Raw genomic sequence first — 22,313 nt, 5'->3', positions numbered from 1 at the left:
ATTAAAGGCGGAAAACGAGTTCAAACGGCACGTCCGAATCGTATCAATGGCGAGATTCGCGCCCAGGAAGTTCGCTTAACAGGTCTGGAAGGCGAGCAGCTGGGGATTGTGAGTCTGAGAGAAGCGATCGAAAAGGCTGAAGAAGCTGGAGTAGATTTAGTTGAAATCAGCCCTAACGCCGAACCGCCAGTTTGTCGTATCATGGACTACGGCAAGTTCCTTTATGAAAAGAGTAAGTCTTCTAAGGAACAGAAGAAAAAGCAAAAAGTTATCCAGGTTAAGGAAATTAAATTCCGTCCTGGTACCGACGATGGCGATTATCAGGTAAAACTCCGCAGCCTGATTCGCTTTCTGGAAGATGGCGATAAGGCCAAGATCACACTGCGTTTCCGCGGTCGTGAGATGGCCCACCAACAGATTGGTATGGAAGTGCTTAACCGCGTCCGTGACGATCTGAGTGAACTGGCAGTAGTCGAATCCTTCCCTACGAAGATCGAAGGCCGCCAGATGATCATGGTGCTCGCTCCTAAGAAGAAACAGTAAGGCCTTCAAGCAGCAAAACCTGTGGAGCCTTCGGGTCTCATAGGTTTTGTTCGCCTATGTTTCGTTTATTTAACAATGCGAAGTGGAAGTAATTAAGATGCCAAAAATTAAGACCGTACGCGGTGCTGCTAAGCGCTTCAAAAAAACCGGTGGTGGTGGATTTAAGCGTAAGCACGCAAACCTGCGTCATATTCTGACCAAAAAATCTACTAAGCGTAAACGTCACCTGCGTCCAAAAGGCCTTGTTTCTAAAGGCGATCTGGGTCTGGTTATCGCGTGCCTGCCGTACGCATAAGCCGTTAACGTTTAATTTTTTACTAAGAATATAGATACAGGAGAGCACATATGGCTCGCGTAAAACGTGGTGTAATTGCACGTGCACGTCACAAGAAAATTTTGAAACAAGCTAAAGGCTACTACGGTGCGCGTTCACGCGTATACCGCGTTGCCTTCCAGGCTGTTATCAAAGCAGGTCAGTACGCTTACCGTGACCGTCGTCAACGTAAGCGTCAGTTCCGTCAACTGTGGATTGCGCGTATCAACGCAGCAGCACGTCAGAACGGTATTTCTTACAGCAAATTCATCAACGGCCTGAAAAAAGCCTCTGTTGAAATCGACCGTAAGATCCTGGCTGACATCGCAGTATTCGACAAAGTAGCGTTCACCGCTCTGGTCGAAAAAGCGAAAGCAGCACTGGCATAAGCCAGTTGAAAGAGGGGGCTTCGCTCCCTCTTTTCATTTAACACCATCAGAAGATTGACTTTTACCCGTGCAACCTTTTCAATAAGGTCTTAACGGTTTTTTACCACACAAGGTAACGCAAGCATGAATGCTGCTATTTTCCGCTTCTTCTTTTACTTTAGCACCTGAATTCAGGAGGCTAGCGCGTGAAAGATGAAACGAAAAACAGCGCCAGATAAGCCTCCTGATGGAGGCTTTTTTTGTGTCTAAATTCGAGAGAATAACTCCACCAAATCGGTGTCTGCACCGACATAATGAGGAAAATCATGTCACATCTCGCAGAGCTGGTTGCCAGTGCAACAGCCGCCATTAATCAGGCCTCAGATGTTGCCGCGTTAGACAATGTCCGCGTCGAATATCTCGGTAAGAAAGGGCATTTGACCCTTCAAATGACAACCCTGCGTGAACTGCCGCCAGAGGAACGCCCGGCAGCGGGTGCGGTCATTAACGAAGCCAAAGAGCAGGTGCAACAGGCACTGAACGCGCGCAAAGCTGAGCTGGAAAGCTCGGTGCTGAATGCGCGTCTGGCGGCAGAGACTATCGATGTCTCCCTGCCGGGGCGCCGTATCGAAAACGGTGGCCTGCATCCGGTTACCCGCACCATTGATCGCATTGAAAGTTTCTTCGGTGAGCTCGGCTTTACCGTGGCGACTGGCCCGGAAATCGAAGATGATTACCACAACTTCGACGCCCTCAACATTCCAGGCCATCATCCGGCACGTGCTGACCACGACACTTTCTGGTTCGACGCCACCCGTCTGCTGCGTACTCAGACCTCGGGCGTTCAGATCCGTACCATGAAGGAACAGGAACCCCCGATCCGCATCATCGCACCGGGCCGCGTGTACCGTAACGACTACGATCAGACCCATACCCCGATGTTCCATCAGATGGAAGGCCTGATTGTTGATAAGAACATTAGCTTTACCAACCTGAAAGGTACGCTGCACGATTTCCTGAACAACTTCTTTGAGGAAGACCTGCAGGTTCGTTTCCGTCCGTCCTACTTCCCGTTCACTGAACCGTCTGCGGAAGTTGACGTGATGGGTAAAAACGGCAAATGGCTGGAAGTGCTGGGCTGCGGCATGGTGCATCCAAACGTTCTGCGCAACGTGGGTATCGATCCAGAAGTCTACTCCGGCTTTGCGTTCGGTATGGGCATGGAGCGTCTGACAATGCTGCGCTATGGCGTGACCGATTTGCGTGCATTCTTCGAAAACGATCTGCGTTTCCTCAAACAGTTTAAATAAGGGCAGGACAGAACAATGAAATTCAGTGAACTGTGGTTACGCGAATGGGTGAACACCACGCTTGATAGCGAAGCGCTTTCCAACCAGATCACCATGGCGGGTCTGGAAGTTGACGGTGTTGAGCCGGTTTCTGGCGCTTTCAATGGCGTCGTTGTGGGCGAAGTGGTTGAGTGCGGTCAGCACCCTAACGCTGACAAGCTGCGTGTGACAAAAATTAACGTAGGCGGCGATCGCCTGCTGGATATCGTCTGCGGCGCGCCAAACTGCCGTCAGGGCCTGAAAGTGGCCGTGGCGAGCGTGGGGGCTGTACTGCCGGGCGATTTTAAAATTAAAGCAGCGAAACTGCGCGGTGAGCCGTCTGAAGGCATGTTGTGTTCGTTCTCTGAGCTGGGTATTTCCGACGATCACAATGGCATCATTGAGCTGCCGCTTGATGCGCCTATTGGTACCGACATCCGCGAATACCTGAAACTTGATGACAACACCATTGAAATCAGCGTGACGCCAAACCGTGCGGACTGCTTAGGCATTATCGGCGTGGCCCGCGATGTGGCCGTGCTGAACCAGACTGAACTGAACGTACCGGAAATCGTACCGGTTGACGCTACCATCAGTGACACACTGCCGATTCAGGTTGAAGCCGCTGATGCGTGCCCACGCTACCTTGGTCGTGTGGTGAAAGGCATCAACGTAAAAGCGCCAACCCCGCTGTGGATGAAAGAGAAGCTGCGTCGCTGCGGTATTCGTTCTATCGACGCCGTCGTTGACGTGACCAACTATGTTCTGCTGGAGCTGGGTCAGCCGATGCACGCGTTCGATAAAGATCGTATCGAAGGCGGTATTGTGGTGCGTATGGCGAAAGAGGGCGAAACCCTGGTTCTGCTCGACGGTAGCGAAGCAAAACTGAATGCTGATACGCTGGTGATCGCGGACCACGTTAAAGCGCTGGCGATGGGCGGTATCTTCGGTGGCGAACACTCCGGTGTAAACGATGAAACGCAAAACGTTCTGCTGGAGTGTGCGTTTTTCAGCCCGCTCTCTATCACCGGTCGCGCACGTCGTCACGGCCTGCATACCGATGCCTCTCACCGTTATGAGCGTGGCGTCGATCCGGCACTGCAGCACAAAGCGATGGAGCGTGCGACGCGTCTGCTGATCGACATCTGCGGCGGTGAAGCGGGCCCGGTTATCGACGTCACCCACGAAGCGACGTTGCCGAAGCGTGCGACCATTACCCTGCGTCGTAGCAAACTGGATCGTCTGATTGGTCACCATGTTGCTGACGCACAGGTCAGCGATATCCTTCGCCGCCTGGGTTGTGACGTGACCGAAGGGCAGGACGAGTGGAAAGCCGTTGCGCCATCCTGGCGTTTCGACATGGAGATCGAAGAAGATCTGGTGGAAGAAGTGGCTCGCGTATATGGCTACAACAACATCCCCGATGAGCCTGTTCAGGCGGGTCTGGTGATGGGAAGTCACCGTGAAGCAGATTTGTCTCTTAAGCGTGTGAAAACCATGCTGAACGACAAAGGCTATCAGGAAGTGATCACCTACAGCTTTGTTGATCCAAAACTGCAGCAGATGATCCATCCGGGCCAGGAAGCGCTGATCCTGCCAAGCCCAATCTCCAGCGAAATGTCCGCGATGCGCCTGTCCCTGTGGACCGGTCTGCTGGGGACTATCGTTTACAACCAGAATCGTCAGCAAAACCGCGTACGAATTTTCGAAAGTGGTTTACGCTTTGTACCGGATAATCAGGCAAATTTAGGCATCCGTCAGGATCTCATGCTGGCTGGTGCCATCAGCGGTAACCGTTACGAAGAGCACTGGGACCTGGCAAAAGGCACGGTTGATTTCTACGATATGAAGGGAGATCTGGAAGCAATTCTCGATCTGACCGGTAAATTATCTGAAATTGAATTCCGTGCAGAAGCGATCCCTGCGCTGCATCCAGGCCAAAGCGCGGCTATCTATTTAGACGGCAAACGCATTGGTTTCATTGGCGTTGTTCATCCTGAGCTGGAGCGTAAGCTGGACCTGAACGGCCGTACCATCGTGTTCGAGCTGGAATGGAGCCCGGTTGCGGACCGCGTCATTCCTCAGGCCCGTGACGTCTCACGCTTCCCGGCAAACCGCCGTGATATCGCGGTTGTGGTCGCGGAAAATGTGCCCGCAGCAGATATTTTGGCCGAATGTAAGAAAGTTGGCGTAAATCAGGTAGTTGGCGTAAACTTATTTGACGTGTACCGCGGCAAGGGCGTAGCAGAAGGTTTCAAGAGCCTCGCTATTAGCCTTATCCTTCAGGATACCAGCCGTACACTCGAAGAAGAGGAGATTGCCGCTACCGTCGCCAAATGTGTAGAGGCATTAAAAGAGCGATTCCAGGCATCATTGAGGGATTGAACCTATGGCGCTTACAAAAGCTGAAATGTCAGAATATCTGTTTGATAAGCTTGGGCTTAGCAAACGAGATGCCAAAGAGCTGGTAGAGCTGTTTTTCGAAGAGATCCGTCGTGCTCTGGAAAATGGTGAGCAGGTAAAACTCTCCGGTTTTGGCAATTTTGATTTGCGTGACAAAAACCAACGTCCGGGCCGTAACCCAAAGACGGGGGAAGATATTCCGATTACAGCCCGCCGCGTGGTGACCTTCAGACCCGGCCAGAAGTTAAAAAGCCGTGTCGAAAACGCAACGCCCAAAGCAGAGTAATATGAACTAACTAAAAAGGCCGCTCACGCGGCCTTTTTTCTTTGCGCTCTCTGGCAAACCCGCCGTAAAATCAATTACATCACACGCTACTAAAACCATGTCCATGCTTGATTATGCCCATCGCCAGCACCGTTTAGATCAACGACACCTGCTTTTGCTCGTGCTGCTGCTCATTGTTACCGCAGGCGTTAGCCTGTGCGCCGGGGAACAGTGGATAGGGCCTGAACACTGGTTTGAGCCTGAGGGGCAGCTTTTCGTCTGGCAAATCCGTCTGCCGCGCACGCTGGCGGTGATCCTGGTGGGCGCCGCGCTGGCATTGTGCGGCACCATTATGCAGGCATTATTTGATAACCCACTGGCGGAGCCCGGGCTGCTCGGCGTGTCGAATGGCGCGGGCGTAGGGCTGGTGGCGGCGGTGATGTTGGGCGGGGGGGAACTCTCCTCATGGGGGATTAGCCTCAGCGCCATTATCGGCGCGTTGCTGATAACGGTAATCCTTTTGCGCTTTGCCAGACGGCACTTATCAACCAGTCGGCTGCTGCTTGCCGGGGTGGCTCTGGGGATCATCTGTAGCGCGCTGATGACCTGGGCGGTGTATTTCTCCACGTCCTTTGACTTGCGTCAGTTGATGTACTGGATGATGGGCGGCTTCGGGGGCGTAGACTGGCGCCAGGGCTGGCTGATGGCACTGCTGATACCGGTCTTGCTGTGGGCAGGCCTGCAGGCACAGCCGCTGAATATTCTCGCGCTGGGGGAAACCTCGGCCCGCCAGCTTGGCATGCCGATAGGCTTCTGGCGTAACGTGCTGGTCATTGCCATTGGCTGGCTGGTTGGTGTGAGTGTGGCACTGGCCGGGGCGATTGGCTTTATTGGGCTGGTTATCCCGCACATGCTGCGTCTGTGCGGTATCACCGACCATCGAACCTTACTGCCGGCCTCGGCGGTTGCCGGGGCGGTAACGCTGCTGGTGGCGGATATCATCGCCCGGCTCGCCCTGACAGCCGCTGAGCTGCCAATAGGCGTGGTGACCGCCACGCTGGGCGCGCCGGTATTTATCTGGCTACTATTAAAATCCGGACGTTAAATCACTACCCGTAAGATAACCTGAGGGAATGCTATGCAGTCTGATATTTTGAATACCGAAGTGACCACCATTGAGGGTGAGAAAACCACGCTGGAAAGCTATAAAGGCAACGTGCTGCTCATCGTGAATGTGGCCTCCAAATGTGGCCTGACGCCGCAGTACGAACAGCTGGAAAACATTCAAAAAGCCTGGGAGAAAGACGGTTTCACCGTGCTGGGCTTCCCGTGCAACCAGTTCCTGGGCCAGGAGCCGGGCAGCGAAGACGAAATCAAAACGTTTTGCAGCACCACCTACGGTGTGACGTTCCCGATGTTCAGCAAAATCGACGTTAACGGTGAACATCGCCATCCCCTGTATGCCAAGCTGGTGGCGGCCGCGCCGACCGCCGTTGCGCCGGAAGGCAGCGGTTTTTATGAGCGCATGGCCAGTAAAGGACGCGCGCCGCTCTATCCGGACGATATCCTGTGGAATTTTGAAAAATTCCTTATCGGTCGTGACGGACAGGTGGTGCAGCGTTTTTCACCGGACATGACGCCTGAAGATCCGATTGTTATGGAGTCTATCAAGCTGGCGCTGGCGAAATAATGACGTTGCTGATGCAGCTCACGGACGTCGCCGATACGGGGCGTCTGGAGCCGATAACCGGTGCCATCAATGCAGGCGAAATCCTGCATCTTGTCGGGCCGAACGGCGCAGGAAAAAGCACCTTACTGGCGCGCATGGCAGGGCTGACCGCCGGCGCGGGGGAGATAACCCTGCTGGAGCATAACCTTGCTGACTGGTCGCCAGTCTCGCTGGCGCACAGGCGCAGCTATCTGGTGCAGCAGCAGGTCCCGCCCTTTGCGATGCCCGTCTGGCACTACCTGATGCTGCATCTGCACGATAAACAGCATACGTCGCTGCTCACTGAGGTGGCGGCGGGATTAGGGCTAGAAGATAAACTGTCCCGGCATGCCAGCCAGCTTTCGGGGGGCGAGTGGCAGCGCGTGCGTCTGGCGGCCGTCATTTTGCAGATTCACCCGGCCGGCAATCCGCACGGCAGACTGCTGCTTCTGGATGAACCGATGAGCGGTCTGGATGTGGCACAACAGGCCGCGCTGGACACCCTGTTAAGCTCCCTGAGCAGAAAAGGGATCGGCGTGGTCATGAGCAGTCATGACCTGAACCATACGCTGCGTCACGCCCACCGGGTGTGGCTGTTGGCGCGAGGAAAGATGATTGCCAGCGGCACGCGCGATGCGGTATTGACGCCGCCAAATCTTGCCCGCGCGTACAATATGTCTTTCCGCAGGCTGGATATAGAAGGGCATAAGATGCTGATTTCTACCGCGCAGGCGTAACCGTTTCTTGCCTGTTAACGCCGTTGCACGCTAAATTACGAAAAGAACAAAAAAAGCAGAGGATTCGTCTGAAAATGCGATTCTGGTTTCTCCTGATGGCCGCGTTATTTCTTGCGGGATGCAGTAGCCATCGTGCGCCGCCGCCTAACCCGCGGCTTTCAGATTCTATTACCGTCATTGCCAGCCTTAACGATCAGCTGAGCAACTGGCGCGGCACGCCCTATCGTTATGGCGGCATGAGCCGTGGGGGCGTAGATTGTTCTGGCTTTGTTCTGATGACGTTTCGCGATAAGTTTGATTTACAGCTTCCGCGCGAAACGCGCAAACAGGCGGAAATTGGCACGGAAATCGATAAAGATGATTTGCTGCCCGGCGACCTGGTTTTTTTCAAAACCGGCTCGGGTGACAGTGGGCTTCACGTCGGTATTTATGATACCGATAATCAGTTTATTCACGCCTCGACCAGTCGTGGGGTGATGCGCTCGTCGCTCGATAATGTTTACTGGCGTAAAAACTTCTGGCAGGCACGACGTATTTAGTCTGTCAAAGAGCAGTCTCTTATGATGGCATGATAACTAATAAATCATGCCATTTTTTCTCAAATAAGAGGTTTAAAGTTAAATTTACGAAAAATGACTTATCTCCTCAGGAGTCTGTTTTATCTAAAACTGGCTATTACTGAGCAACCAGGATAAGATTATTTTAGATTCAGGGATAAATCTGAAAAATAATACGGAACTAATGAAATTAATCTTATTAAAATCAAGACAGTGGAATTGTGTCGGCAATTGCTCCAGGATGTCCTCTCTCATCTTTAATGCGGGGCGAGTGCAATGATTATTACGCTAGATAATGCTTACCAGTCTGAACTGATGCTTCTGCCTGCCCGTAATAGCGCTGGCGAGCTTAAAGGTTTAGAGGTTCTGGTTAACTTTACTGGCGTCGGTACCCACGTTCGGATCCCCACCGAACTCGTTATCCCGCGGCTTTCGGCTGAAGAAGAGTTAGCGTTGTTTAACGAGAAATTGCAATTGCTTGATACCTGTAAACTGTTTTTTATTCAGCATCAGTTAATTGCATGGATCAATATTACACCTGTAATTGTTGAATTTTTATTAAGTAATGGGAACGCTGTTTCAATACTTGAGCGTTATCCGTTTCTTGAGTTTACTGTTAATGAGAATTATCCAGGTTTAAATAACGGGAAGGACGATCTGCAACTGGCGAGAATGGCAATCCATTTTCCGCTGGTGCTGGCAAACTTTGGCGCAGGCGCAGCGTCGTTGAAAGCCGTTTATGATGGATTGTTTAAACGGGTCATTCTCGACAAGGGATTTATCCAGCAGCGTGCTTCTGAACTCTCTTTTGAGCCTTTTATGCGCGCAATCCTCTGGCAAATAACGCCTCACTGTCAGTCCGTGCTCGTCGGCGGCATTGATGACCACGGTTTATTGCAGCGCGTCTTGTCCTTTAACTTTGGCGCAATGCAGGGGGCGCTCTGGCCAGCCGTCTCTGCAGAGCACGTCACCACGCTCGTTCAGTGATAACCCTCTCTTTCGCCCGTGTTTAAGTCCGGGTAAACCCTCTACACTAAAAGCAGGAGGACCTATGACCCTGTCTTTTACTGCTCACTGGCATGACGAGTTGCCGGGTTTTTATACCGCACTCAAACCCACACCGTTACAAAATTCCCGTCTTATCTGGCATAACGATCGGCTGGCAGATGAGCTGGCTGTTCCACCTGAGATGTTTCAGCCCTCCGACGGCGCTGGCGTCTGGGGAGGCGAAGCGCTGCTTGCCGGTATGCAGCCTCTGGCTCAGGTCTATAGCGGACATCAGTTTGGCGTCTGGGCAGGACAACTGGGCGATGGCCGGGGGATCCTGCTGGGCGAACAACGGCTGCCCAACGGGGAGACGGTGGACTGGCACCTGAAGGGGGCCGGTCTGACCCCTTACTCGCGAATGGGCGACGGGCGCGCGGTATTGCGTTCGACTATTCGCGAATGTCTGGCCTCAGAAGCGATGCATGCGCTGGGGATCCCCACCACCCGCGCACTGTCGATTGTAACCAGTGACACCCCGGTGGCGCGTGAAACGATGGAAAAAGGGGCGATGCTCATGCGCGTTGCGCAAAGCCATCTGCGTTTTGGCCACTTTGAACACTTTTATTATCGTCGTGAGCCGGAAAAAGTCCGCCAGCTTGCGGATTATGCCATTCGTCATCACTGGTCTCATTTCCAGGACGAGGCCGATAAGTACATTCTCTGGTTCCGCGATGTGGTAGCCCTTACCGCAACCATGATTGCCCGCTGGCAGACGGTCGGGTTTGCCCATGGGGTGATGAACACGGACAACATGTCGCTTCTCGGGTTGACCTTTGATTACGGTCCGTTTGGCTTCCTTGATGACTATCAGCCGGGGTACATCTGCAACCATTCTGACTATCAGGGACGTTACAGTTTCGACAATCAGCCGGCTGTTGGCCTGTGGAACCTGCAGCGCCTTGCGCAAACTCTGTCGCCGTTTATCGACGTTGATGCCCTGAATGATGCGCTCGACAGCTACCAGGACATTTTACTGCGCGAATACGGCGCGTTGATGCGCAACAAGCTGGGGCTGGTGACGCAGGAGAGGGGCGATAACGACATCCTGAACGCTCTGTTTGCCCTCATGGAACGTGAAGGCAGCGATTACACCCGCACCTTCCGGATGCTGAGCCAGACTGAGCAACACAGTAGTGCCTCACCGCTGCGCGACGAGTTCATTGACAGGCAGGGCTTTGACGACTGGTTTGCGCTTTACCGTGCGCGGTTGCAGCAAGAGCAAGTCGACGACGCAACCCGGCAGGCACAAATGAACGCGGCGAACCCGGCGATGGTGTTGCGCAACTGGCTGGCGCAGCGGGCCATTGAACAGGCAGAGCAGGGGGAGTATGACGAACTACATCGCCTGCATGTGGCTCTGCGTACGCCGTTTGCTGACCGTGATGACGACTATGTCAGCCGTCCGCCGGACTGGGGAAAACGCCTGGAAGTGAGCTGTTCGAGCTAGCCCGGGCCGACAAAACCTGACACCTTGCGGTGCCAGGTTTTTTTATGCCGATACCGCGGTCACTGTGCGACCCATCCGCCATCCATATTCCAGGCGGCGCCGCGGACCTGTACGGCGCTGTCACTGCACAAAAACAACGCCAGCTCGCCTAGCTGTTCCGGCGTAACAAACTCACCGGCGGGCTGTTTCTCTGCCAGCAGTTGCTCACGAGCGACATCCGGTGCGACGCCATCGGCAATACGTCTGTCGATTTGCTGCTGCACCAGCGGGGTCAGCACCCAGCCCGGGCAGATGGCATTGGCGGTAATACCGGTGCGGGCGGTCTCCAGCGCCAGGGATTTGGTAAAGCCCACCACGCCATGCTTGGCGGCAACATAGGCGGATTTCTCTTTCGACGCGACCAGCCCATGCACGGAGGCGATATTAATGATGCGCCCCCAGTTTTTCGCCTGCATCGCAGGCAGCGCCAGCCGGCTGGTGTGAAAGACGGAAGAGAGGTTGATGGCGATAATGTCGTTCCATTTCTCCACCGGGAACGCATCAACAGGTGCGACGTGCTGTATACCGGCGTTGTTGATCAGAATATCGACTCCGCCATACCGGCTTTCGGCGTAGTGCATCATGGCTTCAATCTGCTGGACGTCACGCAGGTCCGCATCGTGATAGCCCGGCGTTTTACCCCGTTTCGCGATTTCGTCTCTTGCCGATTCACTGTCGCCGAAACCGTTAAGAATCAACTGCGCGCCGGCCTTCGCCAGCACGCCAGCGATCCCAAGTCCAATACCGCTGGTCGAGCCGGTCACCAGTGCGGTTTTACCGTTCAGATTCATTTTATTCTCCTTACACAATGCCGGTGAGATAGAACACGGCAATGACAAAAAGCACCGCCAGACTTTTGATGAGGGTGATAGCGAAAATGCCGCCATACGCCTGACGATGGCTCAGACCCGTAATGGCAAGCAACGTAATCACGGCCCCGTTATGGGGAAGCGTATCCATGCCGCCGCTGGCCATCGAGGCCACGCGGTGGAGAACCTCCAGAGGGATATTGGCTGCGTGGGCGGCCGCGACAAACGTATCGGCCATGGCCGCAAGGGCGATGCTCATCCCGCCCGACGCCGAACCGGTGATCCCGGCAAGCACGGTCACGCTGATGGCTTCGTTGAGCAACGGGTTCGGGATAGCGGCGAGCGCTTTGGATAAGACCAGAAAACCGGGCAGCGCAGCGATCACCGCCCCGAAACCGTATTCAGACGCGGTATTCATTGCCGCCAGAATGGCGCCGCTGACCGCCGTCCGGCTGCCTTCTGCCAGCCGTCCCCGGATATTGCGAAATCCAAAAAGCAGTACCATGACAATACCCGCGATCAGCGCCGCTTCCACGGCCCAGATGGCGGTGATTTTGCTGACCTCGGTGACAATCGGCTTCGCCAGTCCGGGCAGGATAAGCTCATGGTGCGTCCCGTACCAGCCGGGGATCCAGCGGGTAAACAGCAGGTTGAGGATCCCGACCAGCAGCAGAGGGGAAATGGCGATCAGCGGATGGGGCAGATTAATGTTGTCCGGCGTTTCAGGTTCATTTTTCAGATCGGAACCGTAACCTTCATTGTTGTTGAGCGCCTTTCGCCGCTGACGCTCCAGCCAGAGCAGGCCAAAACAGAGGATAAACAGCGAGCCAATCAGCCCAAGCCACGGCGCGGCCCAGGCGTTAGTGCCAAAGAAGCTGGTGGGGATAATGTTCTGGATCTGCGGCGTACCGGGCAGGGCGTCCATGGTAAACGAGAACGCACCCAGAGCCACGGTCGCCGGGATAAGACGTTTGGGGATGCCGCTCTGGCGGAACAGTTCGGCCGCAAAAGGATAGACGGCAAAGGCCACCACGAAGAGCGAAACGCCGCCGTACGTTAACAATGCACACACCAGCACAATGACCGGAATCGCATGGCGGCGCCCGAGGATCTGGATCGCTGCAGCGACGATAGCGCGTGAGAAACCGGAAAGCTCAATCAGCTTGCCAAACACGGCACCCAGCAGGAACACCGGGAAGTAGAGCTTGACGAAGCCGACCATCTTTTCCATAAACAGACCGGTAAACGTCGGGCCGACGGCCCCCGGATCGGTCAGCAGCACGGCACCCAGCGCCGCGATGGGGGCAAACAGAATAACGCTGTATCCGCGATAGGCCGCAAGCATCAGCAATGCCAGCGCCGCCAGGGCAATCAACACACTCATTATGACTCCTCACTATCATTGTTATATTCGGGTACCAACGAGATGTCCGGGCGCGGTTAGCGCGCAAGGGTTAACGCAATGCCTTGCCCACCTCCCACACACAGGGTGACGAGCCCTTTTTTCGCGTCGCGGCGTTGCATCTCATGCAGCAGCGTGACGAGGATCCGACAGCCAGAGGCGCCGATGGGGTGGCCAAGCGCAATCGCACCACCGTTAACGTTCACCTTGCGTTCATCCCAGCCGAGCAGTTTGCCAACGGCCAGCGCCTGCGCGGCAAAGGCTTCATTTGCTTCAATGACGTCCACTTCATCCAGCGCCCAGCCTGCCCGGGCCAGAGCCGTCTGGCAGGCGCTGACCGGCCCGATGCCCATCACCGAGGGATCAACGCCGGTCACGGCATAACTCACGATCCGTCCCAGGATCGGTAACCCGCTTTCCCGCGCTTTTTCACCGCTCATCAACAGCACCGCAGCGGCACCATCGTTCAGGGTTGAGGCATTACCCGCCGTGACCGTTCCATCTTCACGACGAAAGGCAGGGCGCAACTGAGCGAGTTGCTCAGCGGTGGTTCCCGGCCGGGGTTGTTCATCACTGCTAACCAGGCGCGGCGGCTTTTTACCCTCGCTCACTGTGACCGGAGCCATCTCCGCGTTAAACAGACCGTGCTCAATGGCCGACGCCGCTTTTTGCTGCGACCGGGCGGCAAAAGCGTCTTGCTGCTCGCGGGAGATGCCATACTGGCGGGCAACGTTTTCCGCGGTGATGCCCATGTGATAATCGTTAAATGCGTCCCACAGGCCGTCCGTTATCATGCTGTCCTGCATTCCTGTATGACCAAAACGCAACCCTGACCGCGCACCGTCCAGCAGGTAAGGGGCATTGCTCATGCTCTCCTGGCCGCCAGCGATAACCACGTCGGCGTCGCCGCAGCGGATAGCCTGCGCGGCGAGCTGCACCGCTTTTAAGCCGGCACCACACACCAGATTGACGGTTGTCGCGGGGGTACTGACGGGCAATCCGGCCGTGAGAGCGGTCTGACGGGCGGGGTTTTGTCCGCACCCTGCCGTCAGCACCTGACCGAAAATCAGTTCGTCTACCTGATCTGCGCACAGCCGGCTGTTCTCAAGCAGGCGACGAACCGCTACGGCACCCAGTTCAACCGCGGAAAGGGAGGAGAGCGATCCGCGAAAACTGCCTACAGGGGTTCGCGTGGCCCCGACAATCATGACCTCATTCATGTTCACTCCTCAGTTGAAGCGCATCTCGCGCACGTCGTCCGCCACGATGATTTTCCCGGCTGTTTTACTGACGATGTCGTCAATACTGACACCGGGGGCGTATTCCCGCAGAATGAACGCGCCGTCTTCAATCTCCAGCAACGCAAGGTCGGTTAACACCCGACGGATACAGCCAGCGCCGGTCAACGGCAGCGTGCAGCGCGGCAGCAGTTTTGACTCGCCGTTTTTTGCGGCATGGGTCATCACCACAATGATGTTCTGCGCCCCGGCGACCAGATCCATCGCGCCTCCCATCCCTTTCACCATCTTGCCCGGGATCATCCACGAGGCGATGTTGCCTTCGACATCCACTTCGAACGCCCCGAGTACGGTCAGGTCAACATGACCGCCCCGGATCATGGCAAACGACTGAGCCGAGTCGAAAATGGCGGCACCGATCCTCGCGGTGACGGTCTGCTTACCGGCGTTGATCATGTCGGCGTCAAGGCTCTGCTCATCCGGAAAGGCCCCCATCCCCAGCAGGCCGTTCTCAGACTGGAGCATCACGTCCATTCCCGCCGGAATATAGTTCGCCACAAGGGTCGGGATCCCTATCCCCAGGTTGACGTAGTAACCGTCGCGCAGTTCTCGGGCGACGCGCATGGCCATCTGTTCACGGGTTAACATCTTCAGACTCCCTCTGCGCGCAGCGTGCGCTGTTCAATGCGTTTCTCGAACTGGCCGACAATCAGCCTGTCGACGTAGATCCCCGGGGTATGAATGGCCGACGGGGGCAGTTCGCCCGGGGCGACGATCTCTTCCACTTCCACCACCGTTATCCGGCCCGCGGTGGCCATCAGCGGGTTAAAGTTTTGCGCGGTATGGCGATAGATAACGTTGCCGTACCAGTCCGCTTTCCAGCCCTTGATCAGCGCAAAATCGCCGGTGATGGCCTCTTCGAGGACATAATGCTTGCCGGCAAACTGGCGAACTTCCTTGCCAGCAGCCACGGGGGTGCCATAGCCGGTGGCCGTGTAAAACGCCGGAATACCCGCTCCGCCAGCGCGAACCTTTTCTGCCAGGGTTCCCTGTGGGGTGAGTTCCACTTCCAGCTCGCCGCTCAACACCTGTTGCTCGAACAGCGCGTTTTCGCCCACGTACGACGCCACCACTTTTCGTACCTGGCGCGTCTCAAGGAGTATCCCGAGACCAAAACCATCGACGCCGCAGTTGTTTGAAACCACCGTCAGCCCCTGCACCTGACGGCGTCTGACTTCGGCAATCAGGTTCTCAGGAATGCCGCACAGGCCGAAGCCGCCAGCCAGCAATGTCATTCCGTCCGTCAGCCCGTCCAGCGCCTGCGCATAGCTGCCGACGCGCTTATCCAGTCCCGCCATAATCATCCCTCCCGTTATCCGTGCCGGTATCATTAGGGGGCGGCGACTCATTTGTTAATTTTGAATTTGTGACCCACTCATTTGGTTTTTTTATTAATTTCCTGTTAACTAAAATTTTTCAATTAGTTAACAAGGTGAAAAATGAGAATGAGTGTCAAACAGTTACGCGCGTTTTTAGCGGTAGCTCACACTCTGAATTTCGCGCATGCCAGTGAACGGCTGAATCTTTCCCAGCCGGCGCTTAGCCTGACGATCAAGGGTCTGGAGGAGGCGCTGGGGGGACCGCTGTTGCAGCGCAGCACCCGCAAGGTGGCGCTGACGCAGGAGGGGGAGACCTTTTTACCGATGGCGCGGCAGCTGCTGGCGGACTGGGATAACGCTGAAGAAGCCATGCATCAGTGCTTTACGCTGCAGCGCGGCAAAATCTCAGTCGCGGCGATGCCGTCATTTGCGGCGAATGTCCTGCCGGAGGTGCTCAAGGCATTTCGCGATCGCCACGCTGGGATCAACGTCACCGTGCACGATGTTATCAACGAGCAGGTAATTGAAATGGTGCGGGAAGGGCGGGTCGAGATGGGGATCGCGTTTGAACCGGCGCCGACCCATAACCTGCTTTTTACGCCGCTGGGTCTCGATCGATTTGTTGCCATTGTGCCGAAATCGTCCGCTCTGGCAGCCAAAAAACGCCTGTCATGGGAAGCGCTACTGACGCTGGATTTCATTACCCTGCAACGCCCTTCGGCCGTTCGTCTGATGATGGAAGAAGAGCTGGCCCGCAGCGGTCGTAAACTGGATGTGGCGCTGGAGAGCCATCAACTGGTGACGGTGGGCAGAATGGTCGCCAGCGGCCTGGGCGGCAGTGCGGTCCCGGCACTGTGCGAGGCGCAGATGACCTCGTTAGGCGCGGTCTGTATTCCACTCGATAACCCGCCGATTGAAAAATGCATCGGCGTGATCCATCCCGGGCACACGCAGCTTTCAAAAGCGGCGCATGCCCTGCTTGAGACGCTGAAAGATTTTTATCAGCCCGGTCAGGGGGCGAGAAACACCTGCGGTGAGGCGTGAACCGGATGTGGGCCAACGTATACCTGCGCGCCATACCACCGGGCCAGCGCGTCGGCCTGTAAAACCATTTCCGGCGTGCCCTGAGAAACCAGCGTGCCGTTATGCAGCAGCAGGATCCGGTCCGCCCACAGCGCTGCCAGATTGAGGTCGTGCAGCACCACGCACACGTGAAAATCGCCCTGACGGGTCAGGGATTTCAACAGCCGCAGCAGATGCTGCTGGTGGTAAAGATCCAGCGCGGAAGTGGGTTCATCGAGAAACAGCCAGCCGCGCGGACCGCCGTCATGCCAGAGCTGCGCCAGGGCGCGGGCGAGCTGGATCCGTTGTTGCTCGCCACCGGAGAGGGCCGAAAAGTGTCGGTCTGCGAGGGGCAGGCAGCCCGTTATCGCCATTACGGCTTCGACAACCGGGGCTTCAGGGTAGCGCGTCCAGGGCGCGCGGCCCATACCCACCACCGCGTCGACCGGCCAGTCGAACCCGAGCTGCGTATTCTGGCGCATCACTGCCCGGCGGCGTGAAAGCTTTTGCGGGTGCCACGCCTCAAGCGGCGTACCCGCCAGGCTGCATTGCCCGCCTGAAGGCGTGAGATAGCCCGTGAGCAGGCGCAGTAACGTCGATTTTCCGGCACCGTTAGGCCCAATCAACGCCACCATTTCCCCCGGAGATAACGCCAGCGACACGTCGTTGATAAGCGTCCGTTGCCCGACCTGATAAACAAGACGTTCCGCGCGGTAGCGTTCAGCCATGTGCGCCTCCACGACGAAAAATGAGCCACAGGAACCACGGCGCGCCGAAGAGACTGGTCAGTAAACCGACCGGCATTTCAGCCGGTGCGACCAGCGTGCGCGCCACCGTATCGGCAACCAGCAGCAGCGACGCCCCGGCCAGTACGGAGCCGGGGATCACGGCCCGGTGATCGGCGCCCAGCCACATCCGTATCAGGTGCGGCACCACCAGACCGACAAAACCAATCACCCCGCTGACGGCAACCGCGGCGGCAACCAGTAAGGCGCTGCACAGCAACAGGATCCGCTGTACCTTTGCTACCGCCACGCCAAGGTAGTGCGCTTCTTCTTCCCCCAGCTGCAGTAAATTGAGCGCGCAGGCAAGACGCCAGATAATCAGAACGCCTGGCACCATCAGCGAGGTGACGGCCAGCAGCGTAGACCACTGTGCCTGACCCAGGCTGCCCATGCCCCAGAGGGAGAGCTGGCGAAGCTGGGCATCATTGCTGAGCCATGACAGCACGCCGACTGCCGCACCGCACAGGGCATTGAGGGCAATGCCTACCAGTAACAGCCGTGAAAGTGTGCTGTTACGCTGCTGGCTTAGGACGAAAATGACCAAAGTGGCCGCCAGCGCACCCCCAAATGCCGCGATCATGGGAGCGTAAAGCATCATCAGCGCAGGGAGCGAGAGGGGAATGACCACCCACAGCGCCACGGCCAGAGCCGCGCCGCTGCTGATCCCAAGCAGCCCCGGATCCGCCAGCGGATTACGAAAAAGCCCCTGCATTACGCAGCCTGCCAGCGCCAGCGAGCCGCCGGTGACCAGCGCCAGCAGGACCCGGGGGAGACGAATGGTCAGCCAGATCTGACGCAGGGTTTCATCACTGCCGCGCCACAGCAGACTGACCGGCAGATGCAGTGCGCCAGCCCCGGAGGCCGCCAGCGTCATGATCGTCAGGATGGCGGCCAGCATCCACAGCGACAACGCGATCCGTCGGGACATCAGGGCAGTTGCTCCGCCCGGGTGCGCAATTGCTGTATGGCCTGCGGCGTGCGCACGCTAAAGCCCAGCAGCGCCATATCGTCGATGGCCAGCACCTGCCTGTTCCGTCCCGCCGGCGTTTGCGCCAGGCCGGGAAGTGTCCACACATTCGCTTCGCCGCCCAATGCCTTTACGCCGTCCTGCGAAATCACGACAAGGTCAGGCTGGCTGGCAATCACGCCTTCCTGGGACAGTGGCTGATAACGGGTAAAGCCCTGCATCGCGTTTTGCAAACCCGCTGCGCGAATGGCAGCATCCGCGGCGGTCTGTTGTCCGGCAGCCATCGCGGTCATCCCGCCGTGGTTGAGGATAAACAGCACCCGTTTGTCGAGTGGCGAGGTGGGCAGGGCTGCCAGCGCCTGGCGCAGCGTAGCGCGCAATGCGTCACCCTGTGCTTCGCGATGCGTCGCTTCGGCAATGACTCGCACCTTTTCGTCAATCACGCTCAGGTCATGACTGCCGGGAACGGTGACGACACTGACGTGACTTTCCTCGACCTGTTTTAACGCCAGCGAGGGCTGCGCCTGAGCACTGGCCAGCACCAGCGTCGGGCGCATGGATAAGATCCCCTCCGCGTTAAGCTGGCGCAAATAGCCGACGTCGGGCAGGGCGTTCGCCGCCTGCGGCCACTGGCTGGTGCTGTCGCGGGCAACCAGTGACGATCCCGCGCCAAGGGCATAAACAATCTCAGTCACGTCACCCCCCAGGGCGACAATTTTCTGCGGTGTGGCCGCGAACGTCACCAGCGGCAGGGCGCAGAGCAGGGCGAGCCATTTTTTCATGCGGCCAGCCCTTTTCGGGTCAGGGCGTCGACCTGGCTGCGCCACTGACGCTGCTCTGGTTCACCTTCGCTGCGTTGACCGTACAGCTGAGCGATTTGCGTCCCGTCGGCGGCGAAGAGCTCCAGGCTGGTGACGTGCCCGTCAGCGGTGGGTTTACGCGTCACCCATGTTTCGGCGATGGACGTATCCCGCAGATGCAGGGTAAAGGTTGGGTTGAAGATGTTGAGCCAGCCTTTCATCGGGACGACGTTTTCCACCACGCCGGTAAAGATCTGCACGCAGCCGCGGTTGCCGACGAAGATCATCATTTCATTCCCCTCCAGGCGGACCGTTTCCAGCAGCTGTGCCAGAGCGGTGTTGTCTACCCTGCAGGCCAGATCGTCGCCCACCAGACGAAACGCCTGCTGGCGGCTCAGATTGTGGCGCTTCAGCAGGCCGAAGAACTGATGCACGTCGGTCATGGCGCGCCACTCCTGGTCAACGAGGGCGGCATCAGCCTTTTCGTTGTGGGCAGGGACATCGGCATGCTTCAGCGCCAGTGGCGGATTATCGGCAAAGATAAAGCGCGTAAGCAGGTCGCCCCAGGCAGAAATATCGGTGTTATCGGTCGTGTAAACTTTCAGCAGGGCATCGCCCTGAAGGTCGAAGAACTGAATGCTCTGACGCTCACCGCGGGCGGTGGTTTCACTGATGTGGAACGCGCTCGCCCACTGGTTGAGAAACAGGCGCAGATCCAGCGCCCGCGGATTCAGTACCAGCCCGGCGTGGCCGCCAAGGTGTTGATGCGTAAACGCGCCCACCTGCTCGTGAACTGCATAGTCGTTACGACAAATGCATTTGGTCTCGCCCACGGCTTCCAGCGCGCCGATGATTTCGCGGATGTCGCCGTGCAGGCGCCAGGCGTCGTGGCCCACGCGGGCGAAGGTCAGCTCTGCTTCGCTGATGTTCATTAAGCCTGCGATGTCACGTGCGTATTGACCCGGGTTTTCTTCTTTCAGCGCAAGCCAGCGTGTGTAGTGATTCATTGTCTCTTCCTTTCGAATAAGGGCCCCGGCAGGCCGGGGCGTGGGGATTACCACTGGTAACTCACAAAAATCTTACCGTTGCGTCCGTCCTGAGGAATGCCCTGAGGAGACCAGTACGCCTTGTCGAACGCGTTACCCAGCACCAGCGTCGTGGTTACCCCTTTGAGCTGCTCCTGGCCTTTATAGCTTACGTAGAAATCGTTAACCGCATAGCCAGGCTGTTCGCTGTAACTACTGCTGATATGGGTTGAGCGATCGACGAAGGTGCCGATCCAGCCGACGGAGAAACCGCTTTGCGCCACCGGGATATCCAGCTTGCTGGTGACGGTATCCGGGTTGATGCTGGAGATATACTCGCCCGTATCGGTATCTTTTCCCCGGGTGCGGTTATAGGCGACGTCGAGGTTGAACAGGTCGGCCGTGTATTTCGCCATCACGTCCCAGCCCCAGATTTTGGCGTGGGGAACGTTCATGGACATGGTGGTCGCAGCCGCAAAATCGACGCTGGTGGAGATGTAGTCTTTGGCTTTGGTGTCGAAGTAGCTGGCCTTGAACTCCAGCGCATCGTTAGCAAGCATGACGTTGTCAAAGCGCAGTCCGAAGCCAAATTCCTGCGTTTCATTGGTTTCCGGACGCAGGTTCGGGTTCGGTACCCAGTAGTTAGTGTAAAAGCGGCCGATGGAGAAGTGTTTGGCGTCGTTATACATTTCACCCATGGTCGGCGCACGGAAGGCCTGTGCGTAAGAGCCGAACAGCATCAGCCAGTCGGTCGGGCTGACGGTCAGTCCGGCACGGGAGGACCATCTGTCCGCGTTCACATCGTCGTATCCTTCACTGCTCCCGCGGTAATTATCGTAACGGGTACCGCCGAGAAGCGTGACCGGCAGGTCGCGCAGGGTGATCTCGTCCTGCAGCCAGCCGGAGCTGAAATCGATTTTAGCCTCCGGGAAGCCGGTGGTGGTGCCCCCCGGATGTTGCTCCTGACGGTAGTATTCGCCGCCATAGGTCAGAAGATGTGAGGCAAACGTGTCGCTGAACAGACGGGTGCGGTTTTCCACTTTGCCACCTTGGGTGGTCTGCTTGCGAAACTCGCCGGTGCCGTCAATGTTCTGGGCGTTAATGCGCGCTTCAGACCAGTAGAGTTTCGTATCGGCATTCAGCCAGTCGTTGCCCTGGGGAGCCAGGTGATAGCCCAGCTGAGCGTCTCGCTGAATGGTGGAGCGATCGGTCATGGGATTGCTGCTGGCGTCCGCGGCGGGGGTTTGCGGGTTTTTTGGCTCCTGCGCCGCGTTATTGTAATAGCGCAGGGATCCGCTCAACGTCTGGGCCGGGTCGATGGCCCAGCGGCCTTTTGCCAGCATGTTGTTGATGGATTCGTCATTCGGTGCTGTTCCACCGTCGCTCTGGCGCAGATCGCCGCGATCGCGGCTCGACCAGGCAACCAGTCCGTCCAGGGTTTCGGTACGCCCGTAAGCGCTGGCCCCCATGCCCAGACTGTGATCGCCCGTCGCGCCCGTACCAAACACGCGGTAGCCGCTGTTTTTGCCCGGTTCCAGCAGGTCATTTGCATCGGCGGTGTCATACGCGATCACGCCCCCCAGCGCGCCGCTGCCGTACAGTAAGGCTGACGGGCCGCGAACCACTTCGATACGTTTAATCAGAGCCGGGTCGAGGAACGTGCTGTTCAGGTGGCCAGTGTCGGTCCCCTGGCGCACGCCATCCACCAGCACCAGTACGCCGCGACGGTCGTAACCGCGCAGGTTGACGTCCTGACCATTGGTGCGCCCGGTGCCGTCAAGCATCAGGCCTGGGACGTAGCGCAGCAGGTCGGCGGCCGAGCTGGCGGTCTGGTTTTCCGGGGCCGCGGTGTCAATCACGCTGACCATCATCGGGGCTTCGAAGGCGCTGCGGGCGTTGCCGGTGGCGATAACGGTCATGTCATCTGTGGCCGCAAACGCGACGCCCGGCAGGGCGCTGACAACGGATAGCGCAAGGCAGGACGGGCGCAAAAATGCGGAATGCAGGTGTGGCATAGCAACTCTCCATAAAGAATCGAAAGCGCTGGCTGCCTGGGGATCACCTGGGTGGCTGGCGAAGGTATTGTGGTAT

The 22,313-nt window shown here is 57.1% G+C and carries 24 protein-coding genes and 1 other annotated feature; of the genes, 14 read left to right on the top strand and 10 right to left on the bottom strand.

The annotated features are described in order from the left end of the window. The 13 genes from infC (at position 1) to selO (ending at position 10,716) form a co-directional block, all read left to right on the top strand. Entirely contained in the window at positions 1 to 543 is a 543-nt protein-coding gene (gene infC / locus QLG09_RS20600; protein WP_023616141.1) for a translation initiation factor IF-3, read from the top strand. A gap of 97 nt (positions 544 to 640) precedes the next feature. Beyond that, a complete protein-coding gene (gene rpmI, locus QLG09_RS20595; RefSeq protein ID WP_003030583.1) occupies positions 641 to 838 on the top strand; it encodes a 50S ribosomal protein L35 in 198 nt (65 codons plus the stop codon). Positions 839 to 888: 50 nt separating this feature from the next. Further along, positions 889 to 1,245, top strand: coding sequence for a 50S ribosomal protein L20 (gene rplT, locus QLG09_RS20590; RefSeq protein ID WP_000124850.1), 357 nt, complete (start codon positions 889 to 891; stop codon positions 1,243 to 1,245). A gap of 118 nt (positions 1,246 to 1,363) precedes the next feature. Further along, positions 1,364 to 1,488: a sequence feature (Phe leader region), on the top strand. Further along, complete coding sequence (pheM, locus tag QLG09_RS20585) at positions 1,369 to 1,413, top strand: pheST operon leader peptide PheM (protein WP_001386830.1); 45 nt, start codon at positions 1,369 to 1,371, stop codon at positions 1,411 to 1,413. It overlaps the preceding feature by 45 nt. A 62-nt stretch (positions 1,489 to 1,550) precedes the next feature. Then, on the top strand, positions 1,551 to 2,534 hold the full coding sequence (gene pheS / locus QLG09_RS20580; protein WP_049022631.1) for a phenylalanine--tRNA ligase subunit alpha: 984 nt from the start codon (positions 1,551 to 1,553) through the stop codon (positions 2,532 to 2,534). Between the two features lie 15 nt (positions 2,535 to 2,549). Then, positions 2,550 to 4,937: a phenylalanine--tRNA ligase subunit beta gene (pheT, locus tag QLG09_RS20575; protein ID WP_049022630.1), complete on the top strand. Its 2,388-nt coding sequence runs from the start codon at positions 2,550 to 2,552 to the stop codon at positions 4,935 to 4,937. 4 nt (positions 4,938 to 4,941) lie between these two features. Then, the gene (gene ihfA / locus QLG09_RS20570) at positions 4,942 to 5,241 is read left to right on the top strand and encodes an integration host factor subunit alpha (RefSeq protein WP_003857805.1); all 300 of its coding nucleotides are present in this window, start codon (positions 4,942 to 4,944) and stop codon (positions 5,239 to 5,241) included. A 103-nt stretch (positions 5,242 to 5,344) separates the two neighbouring features. Beyond that, positions 5,345 to 6,325 (top strand): vitamin B12 ABC transporter permease BtuC, encoded by a 981-nt coding sequence (gene btuC / locus QLG09_RS20565; RefSeq protein WP_025204397.1) that lies wholly within the window; start codon positions 5,345 to 5,347, stop codon positions 6,323 to 6,325. Between the two features lie 33 nt (positions 6,326 to 6,358). Further along, on the top strand, positions 6,359 to 6,910 hold the full coding sequence (locus QLG09_RS20560) for a glutathione peroxidase (RefSeq protein WP_014169696.1): 552 nt from the start codon (positions 6,359 to 6,361) through the stop codon (positions 6,908 to 6,910). Beyond that, entirely contained in the window at positions 6,910 to 7,665 is a 756-nt protein-coding gene (gene btuD, locus QLG09_RS20555) for a vitamin B12 ABC transporter ATP-binding protein BtuD (RefSeq protein ID WP_020884404.1), read from the top strand. Before QLG09_RS20560 ends, btuD begins: the two co-directional genes overlap by 1 nt. A gap of 74 nt (positions 7,666 to 7,739) precedes the next feature. Beyond that, a complete protein-coding gene (locus QLG09_RS20550; RefSeq protein WP_020884403.1) occupies positions 7,740 to 8,204 on the top strand; it encodes an NlpC/P60 family protein in 465 nt (154 codons plus the stop codon). 294 nt (positions 8,205 to 8,498) lie between these two features. Continuing rightward, positions 8,499 to 9,209: an EAL domain-containing protein gene (locus QLG09_RS20545; RefSeq protein WP_020884402.1), complete on the top strand. Its 711-nt coding sequence runs from the start codon at positions 8,499 to 8,501 to the stop codon at positions 9,207 to 9,209. A 64-nt stretch (positions 9,210 to 9,273) separates the two neighbouring features. Beyond that, positions 9,274 to 10,716: a protein adenylyltransferase SelO gene (selO, locus tag QLG09_RS20540; RefSeq protein ID WP_049022629.1), complete on the top strand. Its 1,443-nt coding sequence runs from the start codon at positions 9,274 to 9,276 to the stop codon at positions 10,714 to 10,716. 59 nt (positions 10,717 to 10,775) lie between these two features. Here selO and QLG09_RS20535 read toward each other — a convergent pair whose 3' ends face one another. From QLG09_RS20535 to QLG09_RS20515, 5 genes are read right to left on the bottom strand one after another with little or no spacing between them, the layout of a single operon-like run. After that, on the bottom strand, positions 10,776 to 11,546 hold the full coding sequence (locus tag QLG09_RS20535; protein WP_049022628.1) for a 3-hydroxybutyrate dehydrogenase: 771 nt from the start codon (positions 11,544 to 11,546) through the stop codon (positions 10,776 to 10,778). Positions 11,547 to 11,556: 10 nt separating this feature from the next. Next, on the bottom strand, positions 11,557 to 12,951 hold the full coding sequence (locus QLG09_RS20530) for a GntP family permease (RefSeq protein ID WP_196761986.1): 1,395 nt from the start codon (positions 12,949 to 12,951) through the stop codon (positions 11,557 to 11,559). A gap of 53 nt (positions 12,952 to 13,004) precedes the next feature. Further along, positions 13,005 to 14,186 carry an acetyl-CoA C-acetyltransferase gene (locus QLG09_RS20525; RefSeq protein WP_049021872.1) on the bottom strand — a complete coding sequence of 394 codons (1,182 nt, stop codon included), beginning with the start codon at positions 14,184 to 14,186 and terminating at the stop codon, positions 13,005 to 13,007. Between the two features lie 9 nt (positions 14,187 to 14,195). Beyond that, entirely contained in the window at positions 14,196 to 14,852 is a 657-nt protein-coding gene (locus QLG09_RS20520; RefSeq protein WP_014169704.1) for a CoA transferase subunit B, read from the bottom strand. Between the two features lie 2 nt (positions 14,853 to 14,854). Continuing rightward, on the bottom strand, positions 14,855 to 15,562 hold the full coding sequence (locus tag QLG09_RS20515; protein WP_032677981.1) for a CoA transferase subunit A: 708 nt from the start codon (positions 15,560 to 15,562) through the stop codon (positions 14,855 to 14,857). Positions 15,563 to 15,703: 141 nt separating this feature from the next. Between QLG09_RS20515 and QLG09_RS20510 the strand changes: the two genes are divergently transcribed. Beyond that, on the top strand, positions 15,704 to 16,627 hold the full coding sequence (locus QLG09_RS20510; RefSeq protein WP_020884395.1) for a LysR family transcriptional regulator: 924 nt from the start codon (positions 15,704 to 15,706) through the stop codon (positions 16,625 to 16,627). Here the strand turns inward: QLG09_RS20510 and QLG09_RS20505 are convergent. From QLG09_RS20505 to QLG09_RS20485, 5 genes are read right to left on the bottom strand one after another with little or no spacing between them, the layout of a single operon-like run. Further along, positions 16,594 to 17,373 (bottom strand): heme ABC transporter ATP-binding protein, encoded by a 780-nt coding sequence (locus QLG09_RS20505; protein ID WP_032681199.1) that lies wholly within the window; start codon positions 17,371 to 17,373, stop codon positions 16,594 to 16,596. The two genes, QLG09_RS20510 and QLG09_RS20505, sit on opposite strands and share 34 nt — an antisense overlap. Next, positions 17,366 to 18,358 (bottom strand): iron ABC transporter permease, encoded by a 993-nt coding sequence (locus QLG09_RS20500; RefSeq protein WP_049022952.1) that lies wholly within the window; start codon positions 18,356 to 18,358, stop codon positions 17,366 to 17,368. The genes QLG09_RS20505 and QLG09_RS20500 overlap by 8 nt, the downstream gene beginning before the upstream one ends. Further along, positions 18,358 to 19,179 (bottom strand): hemin ABC transporter substrate-binding protein, encoded by an 822-nt coding sequence (locus QLG09_RS20495; RefSeq protein WP_049022953.1) that lies wholly within the window; start codon positions 19,177 to 19,179, stop codon positions 18,358 to 18,360. Before QLG09_RS20495 ends, QLG09_RS20500 begins: the two co-directional genes overlap by 1 nt. Further along, positions 19,176 to 20,204: a hemin-degrading factor gene (locus QLG09_RS20490; RefSeq protein WP_044867859.1), complete on the bottom strand. Its 1,029-nt coding sequence runs from the start codon at positions 20,202 to 20,204 to the stop codon at positions 19,176 to 19,178. Before QLG09_RS20490 ends, QLG09_RS20495 begins: the two co-directional genes overlap by 4 nt. 47 nt (positions 20,205 to 20,251) lie before the next feature. After that, on the bottom strand, positions 20,252 to 22,237 hold the full coding sequence (locus QLG09_RS20485; protein ID WP_282489340.1) for a TonB-dependent hemoglobin/transferrin/lactoferrin family receptor: 1,986 nt from the start codon (positions 22,235 to 22,237) through the stop codon (positions 20,252 to 20,254). Between the last annotated feature and the right edge of the window lie 76 nt (positions 22,238 to 22,313).

It is taken from the genome of Enterobacter sp. V89_11, from assembly GCF_029967775.1.
GTDB lineage: Bacteria > Pseudomonadota > Gammaproteobacteria > Enterobacterales > Enterobacteriaceae > Enterobacter > Enterobacter ludwigii.
The sequence above is the reverse complement of the archived record's forward strand: the minus strand, read 5'-3'. Positions and strand labels throughout refer to the sequence as shown.